A 16,535-nucleotide genomic window follows, 5' to 3' on the forward strand; every position below is an offset into this window, starting at 1 on the left:
GTTACAGGGTAAGCGTAAAAGGACCTTCAAAAACAGTCTCAAAAGTATCCAGTAATTTCCCTTTTTCATCATAGACTCCGATAGCCAGGTTTTGTTTGGAAAACCTGATCTCTTTTTCCGGAAATGAAATATTGATGTTGCCTTTCAGGATCTGATCTCCTTTCAGAATAATTTTTTCAGAACCGAAAAATTCTATTCGTGCATGATCAGCATTAAGCACTTTTATGGTGAGTATTTTTTGTTCGTTGGACTTATTCAGGAACGTATAAATAAAGGTGTTGCTTATTCTCCCGTCTTTAATAAAATACGTGGATCCCGCAGGTTTGATGAATTTGGCCTCCAGTGAACCTCTGTCATGCATCAGGAATCCCAGGAATCCGATCAGAAGAACGAGAATGAAACTCGTAGCTTTCATCCGAGAAGTAAATCTGAATTTTTCACGGTTTTCTATTTCTGCCTCTGTGGCATAGCGGATCAGGCCTTTTGGAAGACCAACTTTTTCCATGACTTCATCACAAGCGTCGATACAGGCGGTGCAGTTGATGCATTCCAGCTGCTGGCCATTTCTGATGTCTATTCCGGTAGGGCATACCACCACACATTGTTGGCAGTCGATACAATCGCCCTTACCTGCAGCTTTTCTGTCTTCATGATGTCTCCATTTAGAACGGTTTTCCCCTCTCCGGAAATCATAATATACATTGATGGTATTTTTGTCAATCAGTACACCCTGAAGCCTTCCGTATGGACATACGAGCGTGCACACCTGTTCCCGGAGCCAGGCAAATACAAAATAAAACGTACCTGCGAAGGCAATCATTCCCAGGAATTTCAAAGGGTTTTCTGCGGGTCCCTCAAAAATAATACTGAAAACCTTTTCGTACCCTACGATGTACATGAACATAAAGTTGGTAATAAGTACTGAGATGACAGCAAATACAAACCATTTCAAAAGCCTTTTCCTTAGCTTTTCAGCGTCCCAATCCTGTCTGTCGAGCTTCATCTGTCTGTTGCGGTCCCCTTCAATCCAGAATTCGATTTTCCTGAAGACACTTTCCATAAAGATGGTCTGAGGACAAAGCCAGCCACAAAAGATCCTGCCGAAAACGACTGTAAAAAGCATAACAAAGATAACGGACGTTACAGCTCCTAAGGCAAGAATGAAGAAATCCTGCAGGTAGAACGGCTGCCCGAAGATGAAAAATGCCCGGTCGATCACATTAAACAGCAGAAAAGGATTGCCATTGACCTTTACAAAAGGTAACCCGAAGAAAAGAATAAGCAGGAAATAACTTGTGTAGTTCCGGTAATTAGTAAATTTGCCTTTCGGCTTGCGTGGGTACACCCATTTTCTTTTACCGGATTCATCCATTGTGCCTACTGAATTTCTGAAATGGTGAGCATCTTGTTGATGTGCCTGAAGATTATCGGATTGTATATTCATCGTTTTTGCATGAATTAAGTAAAGTAACCTGTACTCCTTACGGTCGGTACAAAGCTCATGAATATTGGCTTGTATTGCTAATATCATCTTCGCCTTAAATAGGATTATTGGGACATTCTATCATTCTATCTTATTATCCTTAAATGAGAAAATAACTTTTGAATCTGAGATTACAAATCGTAAATTGTAGCCATCAAAATTTATGAAACAATGAAGAATATCTGGCGTGCCGGCTCGGTTGGTTTGGTTTTAGCATTAGTCAGTTGCAAATCACTAAATACTAATGCTATGTTTTATGAAGACATTAAGCCGGAAAAAATTTCGGACCAGTTTACGTTCACGGAGGGTCCGTCTTCCGACAGTAAGGGAAATGTATACTTTACGGATCAGCCCAATGATAAAATTTACTACTGGGACTGGAAGACAAATACCGTTAACCATTTTATGGATCAGACCGGAAGGGCAAACGGTACCCACTTCGATAAAGATGATAACCTGATCACCTGCTCGGATCATAAAGGTGAAATCTGGAAAATATCAAAAGATAAAAAGGTAGAAATCCTCGTTAACCATTTTGAAGGCAAAAGGCTGAACGGTCCCAATGATATCTGGAATGATGGTTTTGGCGGTATGTATTTTACCGATCCATTATATAAAAGGGATTATTGGGTAGATTTCAAACAGGAAATCCCTCATAAAAGCCTTTATTACAGAGATAAAACAGGTAAAGTAACCAAGGTTGAAACGTTCACGCAGCCTAACGGCATTGTAGGAAGCGAGAAGTTCAAAAAATTATATGTTTCCGATATTGATGCCGGCAAAACCTATGAATATGATATTCTGGGTGAAGGAAAGCTCTCCGAAAAGAAACTGTTCTGTGAAATGGGTTCCGACGGGATGACGATAGACAAGCACGGAAATCTTTATCTTACCGGTGATGGTGTACATGTATTTAACCGTGAAGGAAAAAAAATATACCACATCCCGATCAAGGAAGACTGGACTTCCAACGTTACCTTTGCAGGAAAACACAATGACATCCTGTTTATTACCGCTTCTAAAGCAGTATATACCTTACCCACAAAAGTGAAAGGAGTAAAGTAAAATACCCTAAGAATATAAAAGCCACAAAAATTAAATTGATTTTTGTGGCTTTTAAGTTTTAAACCGGTTGATTGATTTCACCGGACATGAATATAACGGCATTGCTCCTGATGATGGTTTGGTCATCCAGTAACTCAACCTCCATGCTTCCGGTCCGCTCAGAGCACTGGAATGCATTAAGTACTTTTTTATTGAGTTTCACAGACCAGTATTTGCAGAGGAAACTCTGTACGCCTCCGGTTACCGGATCTTCATCAGAGCCGGACCATGGCCAGAAATAGCGGTATTCGAAATCATAACCTTCCCTTTCCGAACGGGCTGTAACCAAAACACCATTGATGGTGGTTACAATATTTTTCAGACCGTTGAAATCAGGCCTCAAGTCCTGAAGTTCTTTGCTGCTTCCGATTTCTGCCAGTACAATGTTGTGGTATTCGTTATACGCACAATTCGTTACTTCCGTAATTCCGATCGCTTTTTTTATGTCATCCTGAAGTTCATGCTGCTGTGTTTCGTGTACGGGGAAGAACATTTCGATCCGGTCAGCATTTTTCAGTTCAAGAACAGTACCCGAATAGGTTTCAAAGGTAATGGCCTTCATTTCCGGATGCTCGGTGAAGAGAACCTTTGCAGAAGCCATTGTGGCATGCCCGCACAGCGGGATTTCCATTACCGGCGAAAAGTACCGGATAGCAAACCGGTTATGGTCTTTCCTGGTTACAAATGCCGTTTCCGAAAATCCGAATTCTTTTGCAATCAGAATCATGTTTTCTTCAGAAACCGGCATTTCAAGTATACAGACGCCGGCCTGGTTTCCTTTGAATGATTCGTTTGTAAAAGCATCTACAATAAACGTTTTAATCTTCATCATATTGATGTTTTAATAGGCGATTTCCATCTTGACTTTTTTACCCTTGAGTTTTTCGATGCTCAGCTTTTTCAACACTGCATTAACTTTATTTCTGGCCACGGCAGCATAAGAGGTAGTATCCTTCACTTCAATCAGTCCGATATCCTCCTTCTGAAGTTCTCCTTTTTTTATCAGGTATCCAACAATATCTACCTTATTCACCTTATCCTTTTTGCCTGCACTGATGTAAATGGTCTGGAATGGTGTTTTTTCGGGAACTTTATGGAATCCTGTCACACTTTCTTCAGGCGTATCCTGTTTAATGAACGGGAAATTTTCATCTTCCGTCATGATCAGGTAGGCAAACCCCTTGGCATTCATTCTCGCCGTTCGTCCATTCCTGTGAATAAAAGCATCCTCTTTGGGTGGCAGCTGGTAGTGAACGATGGACTCTACTTCAGGAACATCTAGGCCTCTTGCAGCCAGGTCGGTCGTGATCAGAATCCGGGCTGAATCATTCCTGAACTTCAGCAGGGCACGTTCCCTTTCATCCTGTTCCATGCCGCCGTGGAACGTTTCACGGTCAATACCTTTTTCTCTTAAAAGCTCGGAAATACGGTCCACTGCATCCCTGTGGTTGCAGAAGATAAGCGTTCTTTTATTCCCGATTTTACAGATCAGGCTGAAAAGGGTATCCAGCTTCTCCTCAGATATTGTCATTACTTTTCTAAGCTGGATATCAGGTTTTGCTTCATTGAGCTTCAGGAAGCTGACTGTTTTTTCATTTTTAAGCCCTGTAAATGCAGGAATCTCATCCATGGCAGTAGCGGACGTGAGGATTCTCTGGCTTAAGCCTTTCAGGGAATTGGAAATAAATTCCATATCATCATGAAATCCGAGTTCCAGGGCTTTGTCAAACTCATCAAGGACCAGTGTCCTGATGCTTTTAGGATCAAAATTATTGTTCCTCAAATGATACACCACCCTTCCCGGTGTACCGATCAGAACGGCAGGAGCTTCTGTTAAATTATTAACTTCAATCTTTTTGTCATGACCTCCGTAACAGACCGACACTTTGAAATCTGTGCCCATAGATTTAAATACCTGCTCAATCTGAAGGGCCAGTTCTCTTGCCGGCACCAGAATCATAGCCTGGATTCCCTGGGCATCCTTTGTAAGATTTCGCAGGACCGGAAATAAAAAAGCCAGCGTCTTACCGGAGCCCGTAGGAGAAAGCAACACAATGTCCTGCCCGTTTTCCGTTGCCTTATAAGCCGATTTCTGCATCTGATTCATATCCTGAATCTGGAGTTTCTGATAAATAGATTGTAGTTCCATGATGCAAAGGTAATGAATTTGGATGGGTGGAGAGAGTGGGTGGGATTTAAGGTTATTTATTGCCTTCCTTTCTTCAATCCGGATTTCATTTTATTTATTTCTGTTTATTCTTTCAAGCATTTCTTTTCCGCGAACCAAAGTTACGCTGTACGCCTGTTCAGGATTGGATATTGCTTTTTCATACAATTCTTTGGCTAAAATGTTATTTCCCTGTGTGAGATTGGTGAAACCCATGATTTCATTCATGAAGCTTAGTAATTTGGGATCGATGTGGTCTTTGGCAGATAAATATTTTAACAGTTTGTCCGCGGCATCAAGTTTAGAATCTTTATATTGCTTTATTTCATACCCTAACGGCTTGCTGAACCAATAATCCCACATACCGCCGTTATTATGCTCATTCCAGGAATATTTAATAAGCTGTAAAGCAACCTCCAGTAAGGCAGGATCTAAATTTTTATTTTTTGATGTTTCACTTTCTGATATGTAGCGATCTGTGGTTGCTGTGATACCTTTATCTGTCATTTCCTGGAAAATAGATTCTTTAAGATATAAGGCATGGTTTTTTGAGAAACTTTCATAAGCAAATGTTGCAGGAAAATGATCTGCAAGATTTTCTATCCTGTATCCTTTTTTCAGCTCAGCTTTCAGATCAATTTTATATACTGTATTGTAATCATGAAAAAGGTAAACATAGATCATTCCGTTTTTCAAATCGCAGATTGTGGAATATAATGTATTTAATTCTCCTTCCTGATGAGTTTTGTCGAGGATGCTTTTCAGGAAATTCACATTGTTTTCTTTAGATTCAGATAGCATCTCACTGGCGATTTCCGGTCTTCTGCATGCCAGCTTTCCATTAATCATATTGCAGTTTGAGTTAATCTGGAAGTCGCCCTCTTTTTTGATAATACCTTTGGGGTTAATCAGGATAGAATTTCCTTCTTTATCGGCCAATAAAACCTGCGACTGAGAGATGTAATCATATTGGTTTAAAATGACCATCGCTTCTTCTACATTTTTACATCTTCCCAAAACCTCCCACATGATATCACTTTTATAAGGATTTGTAAGATTAAGTTTACTTAAATCATAGTTGGCTGCTGCGTAATCAAAAAATAATCCATGTTCATTCATTGCGGCCGCAATCTGCATATCCGGTGCTCCAAAACAAATGGAAGCGTAACGGTCTTTAGTGGCAGGGTTATACCATATTCTGGTAAAAGGTGTGGTATCATCCTCATTAGAGGCTACATATGCTTTTCCTCCTCTGGAACAGGAAAAAATAGTACATGCTTTTAAGCTGTGGGAACCAGAGGCCATCATACTGATTACCAACAAAAGAATAATTTTATTCATGAGATAATTTTTATAGATTGATCTTTTGATTGCTATAAGTGAGTATTGTTAAACGGTTGTACGAATTAAATTCGAATATGCGGATCTTGCTGATATTTAGATTTGATGTTACTGAATCCTAACAGAAAGTAAACCTGTTGTTAATCTAAAATAAAACACGTACCTTTGCACCGCTTTTTGCGGCGAAAGGTTTGAAAAGCAAATAACTAAAAATTAATTACTTCCGTATTTTTTAATCCGCATTGATTCGAACCGTTAAGAAAGAAGGAATACAAATTTTATTAGAATTATGTCAAAAGAGACAAATTCAGCAGAATTATTATTAAACCAAAACGTAGCACCTGAACAATTTGACTGGGATTCTTTCGAATCTGGTCTTGATGCTGATGCTAGAAAAGAAAAAAGCGATCTTGAGGAAATCTACAACGGATCTTTGAACAACCTTGACGATAACGACGTATTGGTTGGGAAAGTAGTTAGATTAACAGACAAGGAAGCTATTGTAGACATCAACTTCAAATCTGAAGGTGTTATTTCTCTTAACGAATTCCGTTACAACCAAGGCCTTAAAGTAGGGGACGAGGTAGAAGTAATGGTAGACAGAAGAGAAGACAAAACCGGACAGCTACAGTTATCTCACAAAAAAGCAAGAACGCTTAAGGCATGGGATAAAGTAAACGAGCTTCACGAAACAGGTGAAATCGTAAACGGTTTTGTTAAGTCTAGAACTAAAGGAGGTATGATCGTTGACGTACACGGAATCGAAGCATTCTTACCAGGTTCTCAGATTGATGTTAAGCCAATTAAAGATTACGATCAGTTTGTTGGTAAGACTATGGAGTTCAAAGTTGTAAAAATCAACCCTGAGTTCAAAAACGTAGTAGTATCTCACAAAGCACTGATCGAAGCAGATATCGAAGGTCAGAAAAAAGAAATCATCGCTCAGCTTGAAAAAGGTCAGGTTCTTGAAGGTACTGTTAAGAATATTACTTCTTACGGTGTGTTCATCGACTTAGGAGGGGTAGATGGATTGATCCACATTACAGACCTTTCTTGGTCTAGAGTGAACCATCCATCTGAAATCCTTGAAGACGGACAGACTGTGAAAGTGGTTATCCTTGATTTCGATGATGAGAAGACAAGAATCCAGTTAGGTATGAAGCAGCTTGAGCCGCACCCATGGGATGCACTTTCTGCTGACCTTAAAGTAGGAGATAAAGTAAAAGGAAAAGTAGTGGTTCTTGCTGACTACGGTGCGTTTGTAGAAATCGCTCCTGGTGTTGAAGGATTGATCCACGTTTCTGAAATGTCTTGGTCTACTCACCTGAGATCTGCCGGTGATTTTGTAAAAGTTGGTGATGAAGTAGAAGCTGAAGTATTGACTTTAGACAGAGAAGAGAGAAAAATTTCTCTTGGTATCAAACAATTGTCTAAAGATCCATGGGAAAATATCGAAGCTAAATATCCTGTAGGATCTCAGCATGTAGGTACCGTAAGAAACTTTACTAACTTCGGTGTATTCGTAGAACTGGAAGAAGGTATCGACGGATTGATTTATATCTCTGATCTTTCTTGGACTAAGAAAATCAAGCACCCATCTGAGTTCTGTGCAGTAGGTGATAAATTAGATGTAGTAGTTCTTGAGCTTGATATCCAGGCTAGAAGACTGTCTTTAGGTCACAAGCAATTAACTGAAAACCCTTGGGATACTTTTGAAACTAAATATGCTGAAGGAACCATCCATGCTGGTAAAGCTGTAGACGTTCACGATAAAGGAGCTTCTGTACAGTTTGAAGATGCTGAGGTTGAAGCATTCTGCCCTTCAAGATTATTAGAAAAAGAAGATGGTTCTAAAATCAAGAAAGGAGAAGAAGCTGATTTCAAAGTAATTGAGTTCAACAAAGAATTCAAGAGAGTTGTAGTTTCTCACACAGGAATTTTCAGAGATGAAGAGAAGAAAAACGTAAGAGAATCTTCTAACAACAGATCTAACAATGTTTCATCATCTTCAAACGAAGAGAGATCTACTCTTGGAGATATCGATGCATTAGCTGAACTGAAAAGAAAAATGGAAGAAGGTAAATAATCTTCAACCGATATTAATATTAAGAGCTGTTTCTGAATGAAACAGCTCTTTTTTTATTTGGGTTTTAATAATTGGTTAAATTTTTTTTACTTATGGATAGTGGTTGTATATATCATAAAACAGTGTTTTTTATCAATGCTATTATGTAAATAGTTTTGTAGTATAAATTTTTAAATATTTATCTTTTTATGGTTAAATATTTGTAATTTAGCGGCCATTATTAATGGATATGAAGAAAATAATTTTACCTGTTTTATTTGCTGCTTTTTCAGTATTTCCTACTCACTTATTCGCACAAGACAGCGAACGCTTAATTAAGCAGTATATTTCTCAAAATACAATAAGAGAATATAAAAAGCCGGATCTTACCAGTTTTATTATCGATAATATTGATCAATCTAAATCCATGAATGGAGATGTGGTCAAGATTCAGCAGACCTATAAAGGACTTCCTGTATATGCTTCTGTAGGGACGGCTTTAGTAAAAGAAGGAAAGGTTGCTTATTTCACGGATAATTTTGTGAAGGATTATACTGCTGTATCCTCCAATCAGGTATCGTTAACTAAAGTTGCTGCATTGCAGAAAATAGGGGAATACCTACACAAAGAATCAATAAAATCATATCCTATCCTTGAGTACAATGCTGCAGAACCTGATAATGTTAAGGTGGCAAAACAAAGATTGGTGTATTTTGATGATCATGGTGTTTTAAAGTTATCATATGAGTTTTCTATTCCCGAGCCGGGATCACCAAGCTACTGGAACATATTGGTAGATGCAGTAGACGGCAATATCATTGCTAATTTTGATTTGAATTTAGCTTGTGATTTCCACGAAGGTGCATACTCACATGATTTGGATCATAAGCAATCGTTGATTGGTCCTGTTAATATAACAAACAACAATTCAATTTTAGCAGCATATAATGCTTCTTATAATGTATTTCCATTGCCTATCGAATCAGCCACTTTTGGTTCAAGGTCCGTAGTTAGTAACCCATGGATTACAGCTGCATCACAGGAAGGCTGGCATTCTGATGGTACCACGCATTATACGATAACCAGAGGAAATAATGTATATGCTTATGATGATATTTCTGATGCAGATGCTCCTGGATTTTCTCCTGACGGCGGTACTTCGAGGAATTTTAATTTTCCGTTCAGCATGACTGGTGATCCTTATAATAACTTAAGTGCATCTGTAACTAACTTATTCTATATTAATAATAAGGTGCATGACATTTTTTATATGTTCGGGTTTACTCCTGCAGCGAGAAATTTTCAGCAAAATAATTTCGTGCCTAATGGTTTAGGAAATGATTATGTAAATGCTGAAGCGATGGATGGCGGAGGTACCAATAACGCTAATTTTGCCACTCCTGCTGATGGTAGCAAACCGAGAATGCAGATGTATTTGTGGAGTACTTTTAACAGGAATTTCTTTTACAATGCTCCTTCCGCTGCAATACCACGTACGCCTGCTGCCGGTTTAGCACAATTTGGAACTCCTCTGGATGCTAACGGAGTTACAGGAAATGTACAGATTTCATCCGTAGCGGATGCCTGTACAGCATTGCCTGCCGGTTCATTAACAGGAAAAATTGGTTTGATAGAAAGAGGAACCTGTGCATTTACTGTTAAGGTGAAAAATGCTCAGGATGCCGGAGCAACGGCTGCTATCATTTATAATTTGCCAACATCAGGGGCCATAGGAGGAATGTCAGGAACAGACGCTACGATAACTATCCCTTCGGTCTTGATTGGCAATTCTGAAGGTGAATATATTAAAGGTCAACTATCTGCCGGTACTACGGTAAATGTAACGCTAAAAGATGATCCCGCAACAAGTACAACACCTGACGGAAGTTTTGATAATGGAATTGTGGTTCATGAATATGGACACGGAATTTCAAACAGGCTAACAGGGAACGGTTATTCTTGTTTAAGCTATGTCAATTCCAGAGAACAGATGGGAGAGGGCTGGTCAGATTTTTTTGCGTTAATGCTTACAAACAAAGCAGGAGATAATGCTTCCGTACCTAGAGGAATAGGAACCTATGTGGTAGGTCAGTCTAATAGTGGCGGGGGAATTAGGCCTGCAAAATATTCTCCTGATTTTAGCATCAATAGTTATACGTATGGAAATACTAATGGAATGCAATATACCAATTCAAGTGGTGCATTAGTTCCAGATGTACATTCCATAGGGTTTATATGGGCTTCAATGCTATGGGATCTGCACTGGCAATATGTTAATAAATATGGCTATTCTTCAGATGTACTGGCCAATACGACTAATGGAAGTTCAAGAGTCCTTCAGTTGGTTACCAATGCATTGAAATTACAGGTGTGCAGTCCTACATTCATTGATGGAAGGGATGCTATTTTAGCAGCAGATCAGAATACAACAGGAGGTGCTGACAAGTGCATGATCTGGAGAACTTTTGCCAAAAGAGGTTTAGGTGTGGGTGCCAGCGCAGGAAGCAAGACCAATATCAATGACCAGATCGAAAGTTTTGCAGTTCCTTCAGAATGTGCACTAGCTACGGATGAAGTTAAAACCGTGAAAAGTGACATCTCCATTTATCCGAATCCTGCAAGAAATGAATTCTTTATCAATTTCCCATCCAATACATTAGGAAAAATAAGTGTGGAAATATATGATATGTCAGGGAAATTAGTTTCCTCAGAAGATAAGATCTCTCCTGATTCCAAGAAATCCATTGCAACGGACAAGCTGGTAAGCGGGACTTATCTGGTAAAAGTTAAAGGGCTTAATGTTGATGCGACTTCAAAAGTGATCATCAAGAAATAAACTGATTATCAATATCATCAATAAAAAATACTCCGGACAGGCCGGAGTATTTTTTTATATGAATACCATTTCTTTTCAATATCATATCTTTGCAGGGTTAAAAAAACAATCAAGATGAAAAAGAAAAGTATTTTAAAAGGTGTCCTTTTTGTGGGATTGGGGGCCAGTATATACGGGATGTTGGCTACGTTTGTTAAGATGGCTTATCATGAGGGGTATACTACCTCGGAGGTTACTACAGCACAGTTTATATTGGGAATAGCCGGACTTCTGATCCTCAATTTTATTCAGACTGCTGCTTCAAAAAAGATTTTACCGAAACCCAGTTCCAGGGAGACAGGTAAGCTGCTGCTCGCAGGTACTTCATTAGGATGTACAAGCCTGTTCTATTATATTGCGGTACAATATATCAATGTTTCCATAGCCATTGTGCTTCTGATGCAGTCAGTATGGTTCAGTGTGGTCGTGGAAAGTGTGATCACCAAGACCCTGCCGAATGCGAGGAAAGTTATTGCTACTATAATCGTCCTTGTTGGGACAGTTTTGGCAACCAATCTTATCCATGCAGATATCAGTCTGGACTGGCATGGAATATTCTGGGGTCTGATGGCGGCGGCATCTTATACTTTAACAATGTTCACATCCAATACCATTGCTACCCATCTGCCGGTATTCAGGAAGAGTTTCATAATGCTTTGCGGAGGATCGGTCATTATTCTTTTATTTCTGTTTTTTGCTCAGATCGGACCTTTGCACTTTGAGGCTTTAAGGTCGTTTTACCTGAACTTTACAGAAAACACGAGTCATATCAGGGCCTTTGACTATTCCATATTATGGAAGTACGGTTTTATTCTGGCTTTATTCGGAACCATTATTCCACCGATTTTGTTCAATATAGGGTTTCCTCAGGCAGGGCTTGGCCTGGGAAGCATCGTTTCTTCACTTGAACTGCCTGTATCCGTAACGATGGCTTTTGTACTGCTGGGTGAAAAAGTCCTTCTGATTCAGTGGATAGGAATTATCCTCATTCTATTTGCTATTGTACTGATGAACCTGCCGGCAAAAAAAGATTTTCGTATTGCTGATGAACCGGCCCCATAATAAAAAAATAAAAATCGTTTCCTTTGGAACGGTTTTTTTATAATAACGTTAAATTAAAAAAAGATGATTCGATATTGTAAACTTGCTGTCATCAGAATTCTTTTGTGCTCTGCTCCTATATTGGCTTCTGCTCAGGTCAGGCCGTTGGATGCAATGCTTTCTGACTATCAGTATCCATTTCAGGTAGAATATATCAACCTGAATTCACAAAATAACGCCCTTAAAATGGCCTACATGGATGTAAAGCCGAAAACAGCTAACGGAAAGACGATTATGCTCCTCCACGGCAAAAATTTTAACGGAGCCTATTGGGAAAAAACTGCAAAAGATCTTTCTTCAAAGGGTTTCAGGGTGATCATACCGGATCAGATTGGTTTCGGAAAATCCTCAAAACCTCATAGCTATCAGTTTTCCTTCGCACAGCTGGCGGAAAATACAAAGCTGATTTTAGACCAGCTAAATATTGATAAGGTGATTGTGCTTGGACATTCCATGGGAGGCATGGTAGCAACCCGGTTTACCCTGCAGTACCCGGAAAAGGTGCAGAAACTGATTCTTGAAAACCCCATCGGACTTGAAGATTATAAAACCTTTGCAGCCTATCAGAATATAGATAAGGCCTATCAGTCTGAACTTAAAAATACAGCGGAGACATATAAGGATTATCAGATGAAATTTTACTATGACAATCGATGGAAAGCAGAATATCAGCCATGGCTGGATCTGATTGCAGGCTGGACTTTACACCCTGATTACCCGAAAGTTGCCTGGGATGCTGCGCTTACTTCTGATATGATCTATAACCAGCCTGTATGCTATGAATTTAAAAATATTAAAGTTCCTACGCTGCTGATCATCGGGACAAGGGACAGGACTGCCATCGGGAAAGACCGTGCACCGAAAGAACTGCAGGCGAAAATGGGACAGTATCAGGAATTGGGTAAAAAGACACAGAAGGAAATACCGGGATCGAAACTTGCAGAACTTGACAATGTTGGTCACCTTCCCCATATTGAAGCTTATGACAGGTTTTGGAATGCCCTTTACGACTTTATAAAATAGAAAGCATCTTCGTTCAGACTATTTAGATTGAGTAGTAGTGTACATAGACAATCTGTATAAAAGTAAAAGAGACTGTCCGGATGGAACAGTCTCTTTTGATATGTATTGTTGTCTGAATTATTTCTTTTTGTAAGCAGCGTCTTTGATTCTTGCTTTCTTACCTCTAAGATCTCTGAAGTAGTAGATTCTTGATCTTCTTACTCTACCTCTTCTGTCAACTTCGATTTTCTGAAGTGCAGGCATGTTGATCGGGAATACTCTTTCAACACCTACATCACCGCTCATTTTTCTGATGGTAAATGTTTTGGTGGAACCTGTACCTCTTAATTGGATAACGGTTCCTTTGAAGAACTGAGTTCTTGTTTTTTGTCCTTCTTTAATTTCGTAATACACAGTGATGGTATCACCTGCTTTGAATTCAGGGAATTCTTTTTTCGCAATGTACTTATCTTGTACGTACTTTAATAAATCCATTATTAATAAAAATAAAAGTTTAAAGCTAAGCAACTTACACGGTTATCGTCAGAGGTTGAATAACAGGTTGCAAATGTACAAAATACTTTTTAGATATTCCAAATAAATTATTTCTAAATATCAATAATTATTAATTCGTGTAAGATGTTGATAGTTAGCTATTAATGATTTTTTAGCTTAATATATTATTGCTGATAAACGCTCTGGTTTCTGTGAAATTCATCAAATATTACCTGATTCATAAGGGCTAACGAAATCTTGTACAGATACTTTAGACGAATAATATTCTAATTCAAAAACATTTAAAGCGATTTTGAGACTTACGATAAAAGCGCAATCCTGATTTTTCACTCTCAGCGAAAAACCTTATTTTTGCATATCTAAAAGTAATAAGAAAGAATGAATTCCTACAAAAATCCATTGGAAGAGCGCTACTCCAGTGAAGAAATGTTATTTAACTTCTCGCATAATAACAAATTCCGTACCTGGAGGAAACTTTGGATCGCGCTTGCTGAAATCGAAAAAGATTTAGGTCTTGACATTACCGATGCGCAGATCGCAGAGCTGAAAGCCAATGCCGAAAACATCGATTACGATAAAGCAGCAGAGTATGAGAAAAAGTTCCGTCATGATGTGATGGCACACGTTCATACTTACGGTGATGTAGCACCTTCAGCCAAAGGAATCATCCATCTTGGAGCAACTTCCGCATTTGTAGGAGATAATACAGATCTGATCCAGATCCGCGACGGGCTTTTAATCCTGAAGAAAAAACTCGTTAACGTGATCAAGAATTTAGCGGATTTCGCTATTCAGTATAAAGATCTTCCCACATTAGGATTCACCCATTTCCAGCCAGCTCAGCTAACGACAGTCGGAAAACGTTCGACGTTATGGTTACAGAGCCTGGTATTGGATATCGAAGAACTCGATTTCTTCCTTGAAACCTTACGATTCAGAGGTGTTAAAGGAACTACAGGGACAGCAGCAAGCTTCCTTGAACTGTTCAACGGGGATTATTCAAAAGTAAAACATCTGGATAAGGAATTATCCAAAAGATTCGGCTTTGAAAAGGTATTCGGTGTTTCCGGACAGACCTACGACCGGAAAATCGATGCCAAAGTAGTGGCTTTATTAGGAAATATCGCGCAGTCTGCCCATAAATTCACAAACGACTTACGTTTGCTTCAGAACCTGAAGGAAATTGAAGAACCGTTCGAGAAAAACCAGATCGGTTCCTCTGCAATGGCTTACAAACGTAATCCTATGAGAAGCGAAAGGATTGGAGCGCTGGCAAAATATGTGATGTCTCTCACGACCAGTTCTGCCATGGTAGCTTCAACCCAGTGGTTTGAAAGGACACTGGATGATTCGGCCAACAAAAGGTTAACCATTCCTCAGGCATTCCTTGCTGTTGATGCCATCCTGTTGATCTGGAATAACATTATGAACGGAATTGTTGTATACCCGAACAGGATCAACAAACATATCATGGACGAGCTTCCTTTTATGGCCACGGAATACATTATTATGGAAGAAGTGAAAGCCGGGGGAGACCGTCAGGAAATCCATGAGGTCATCAGGGTTCATTCCATGGAAGCGTCCAAGCAGGTAAAAGTGGAAGGAAAGGAAAACGACCTTATCGAAAGAATCCTGAACGACGATTCATTAAAACTGGATAAGTCGAAGCTGAAGGAAGTACTGGATCCTAAGAACTTTATCGGTTTTGCCCCTGTCCAGACGGAAGAATTCATTAAGAATGAAGTACAGCCGATCATTGATCAGAATAAAGACCTGATCGGGCTCGAGGCTGATCTTAAAGTATAAAGCAATATGCAGTCTTCTGGGCTGCATATTTTATTTGTAAGCGTTTCAAGATACCCGGATTTTTATTTGTCTGTAACCTTAAAACCCAGCAAAATGAAAAAAATACTTGTTGTTACATTATTGATCCCGATGATTGCTTTTTCACAGAAGAAAGAGTCTTTAATGTATTTCAAAACTAAAGATTCTTTGGTGGGCGTTAAAAATTCAGCTGGTGAGGTTATTGTTCCCGCCCAGTTCAAGATTTTTTCATACCTGAAAAACGGGCAACCTGTTAAAGAGGAAACGATCTATTTTGACGGCCCGAAAAAGGATGAAGTACCTGAGAAAAATGCATGGGGATATGTCTATGATAGAAAAGGAAACTTCCTTTACAGGCCTTTCTTTTATGATAACGGAGCAGATTATTTTTCTGAAGGGGTAAGAAGGTTCGTTAAGAACGGGAAAGTAGGTTTTGCAGACAGAAACGGAAAGATTGTCATACAGCCAGAACATGATTTCGTGTCGCCGTTCAGATATGGCTATGCCGCTTATTGTGACGGCTGTGACTGGGAAAAAACAGAAGAAGAGCATAAAGCCATTGTAGGAGGAACCTGGGGAGTGATGAATTTTAAAGGAGAAACCGTACAGCCGGTTACTCAATCGGCAAAAACTGTGAAAGTAAACGGAAAATATTATCCCTATCCGTTTTCTTACACGGCAAAAGAAAAGCAAATGCTTCAGTTCTTCGAAAAGCAGAATAAAAAGCTTTCGGATATCTATTATGTAAATTATGATGATAAATTATCCGGTACCGACAAAAAATTATCTTTTGAAATTGTAGAGCGTCCAAAAGAAAATTTTCCTTATTATCAGGTGAATGCTTATGACTATTGGAAGACGGAAGCAGGATTGTCAGGCTTAATATTCCTGGTTTCGGAAGATGGTAAAAAAGTCTTTGCCTTGGATGACGATAATGAAAAAATTCCCTTTGAAAAATGGCTGAAAAATAAAAGGCAACAGGCTGAGAAATTTCAGAGGGACCATCCGAATAAGATGGTTAAATAATATAGTTCTGTAAGAAAGAAATCTGTGCAGA

At 39.1% G+C, this 16,535-nt stretch carries 12 protein-coding genes; 7 read left to right on the forward strand and 5 right to left on the reverse strand.

What is annotated here, in order from left to right:
* Position 1 precedes the first annotated feature (1 nt).
* The gene (gene ccoG, locus QE404_RS03230) at positions 2–1,444 is read right to left on the reverse strand and encodes a cytochrome c oxidase accessory protein CcoG (RefSeq protein WP_307446401.1); all 1,443 of its coding nucleotides are present in this window, start codon (positions 1,442–1,444) and stop codon (positions 2–4) included.
* A 210-nt stretch (positions 1,445–1,654) separates the two neighbouring features.
* Here ccoG and QE404_RS03235 point away from each other — a divergent pair, with 210 nt between their 5' ends.
* Complete coding sequence (locus QE404_RS03235; protein ID WP_307446404.1) at positions 1,655–2,548, forward strand: SMP-30/gluconolactonase/LRE family protein; 894 nt, start codon at positions 1,655–1,657, stop codon at positions 2,546–2,548.
* A 58-nt stretch (positions 2,549–2,606) separates the two neighbouring features.
* On the opposite strand, the gene QE404_RS03240 is transcribed toward QE404_RS03235, so the two are convergent.
* From QE404_RS03240 to QE404_RS03250, 3 genes are all read right to left on the reverse strand, one after another.
* On the reverse strand, positions 2,607–3,419 hold the full coding sequence (locus tag QE404_RS03240) for a PhzF family phenazine biosynthesis protein (protein ID WP_307446407.1): 813 nt from the start codon (positions 3,417–3,419) through the stop codon (positions 2,607–2,609).
* 9 nt (positions 3,420–3,428) lie between these two features.
* Positions 3,429–4,736, reverse strand: a complete 1,308-nt coding sequence (locus QE404_RS03245) for a DEAD/DEAH box helicase (protein ID WP_307446410.1) — start codon at positions 4,734–4,736, stop codon at positions 3,429–3,431.
* Positions 4,737–4,826: 90 nt separating this feature from the next.
* Complete coding sequence (locus QE404_RS03250) at positions 4,827–6,095, reverse strand: carcinine hydrolase/isopenicillin-N N-acyltransferase family protein (protein WP_307446413.1); 1,269 nt, start codon at positions 6,093–6,095, stop codon at positions 4,827–4,829.
* Between the two features lie 289 nt (positions 6,096–6,384).
* Here QE404_RS03250 and rpsA point away from each other — a divergent pair, with 289 nt between their 5' ends.
* The 4 genes from rpsA to QE404_RS03270 all read left to right on the forward strand — a co-directional run bounded on the left by rpsA (position 6,385) and on the right by QE404_RS03270 (position 13,159).
* Positions 6,385–8,181: a 30S ribosomal protein S1 gene (gene rpsA, locus QE404_RS03255; protein ID WP_307446416.1), complete on the forward strand. Its 1,797-nt coding sequence runs from the start codon at positions 6,385–6,387 to the stop codon at positions 8,179–8,181.
* Between the two features lie 229 nt (positions 8,182–8,410).
* Positions 8,411–10,996 (forward strand): T9SS-dependent M36 family metallopeptidase, encoded by a 2,586-nt coding sequence (locus QE404_RS03260; RefSeq protein ID WP_307446419.1) that lies wholly within the window; start codon positions 8,411–8,413, stop codon positions 10,994–10,996.
* A gap of 114 nt (positions 10,997–11,110) precedes the next feature.
* Positions 11,111–12,097: an EamA family transporter gene (locus tag QE404_RS03265; protein WP_307446424.1), complete on the forward strand. Its 987-nt coding sequence runs from the start codon at positions 11,111–11,113 to the stop codon at positions 12,095–12,097.
* 63 nt (positions 12,098–12,160) lie between these two features.
* Positions 12,161–13,159 (forward strand): alpha/beta fold hydrolase, encoded by a 999-nt coding sequence (locus tag QE404_RS03270; protein WP_307446426.1) that lies wholly within the window; start codon positions 12,161–12,163, stop codon positions 13,157–13,159.
* A gap of 117 nt (positions 13,160–13,276) precedes the next feature.
* Here QE404_RS03270 and rplS read toward each other — a convergent pair whose 3' ends face one another.
* Positions 13,277–13,633: a 50S ribosomal protein L19 gene (gene rplS, locus QE404_RS03275; RefSeq protein ID WP_089029603.1), complete on the reverse strand. Its 357-nt coding sequence runs from the start codon at positions 13,631–13,633 to the stop codon at positions 13,277–13,279.
* 399 nt (positions 13,634–14,032) lie between these two features.
* Between rplS and purB the strand changes: the two genes are divergently transcribed.
* Entirely contained in the window at positions 14,033–15,460 is a 1,428-nt protein-coding gene (purB, locus tag QE404_RS03280) for an adenylosuccinate lyase (RefSeq protein WP_307446433.1), read from the forward strand.
* 93 nt (positions 15,461–15,553) lie between these two features.
* Positions 15,554–16,504 carry a WG repeat-containing protein gene (locus tag QE404_RS03285; protein ID WP_307446437.1) on the forward strand — a complete coding sequence of 317 codons (951 nt, stop codon included), beginning with the start codon at positions 15,554–15,556 and terminating at the stop codon, positions 16,502–16,504.
* Positions 16,505–16,535: the final 31 nt, after the last annotated feature.

Origin of the sequence: Chryseobacterium camelliae, assembly GCF_030818575.1 — a bacterium.
Lineage (GTDB): Bacteria > Bacteroidota > Bacteroidia > Flavobacteriales > Weeksellaceae > Chryseobacterium > Chryseobacterium camelliae_A.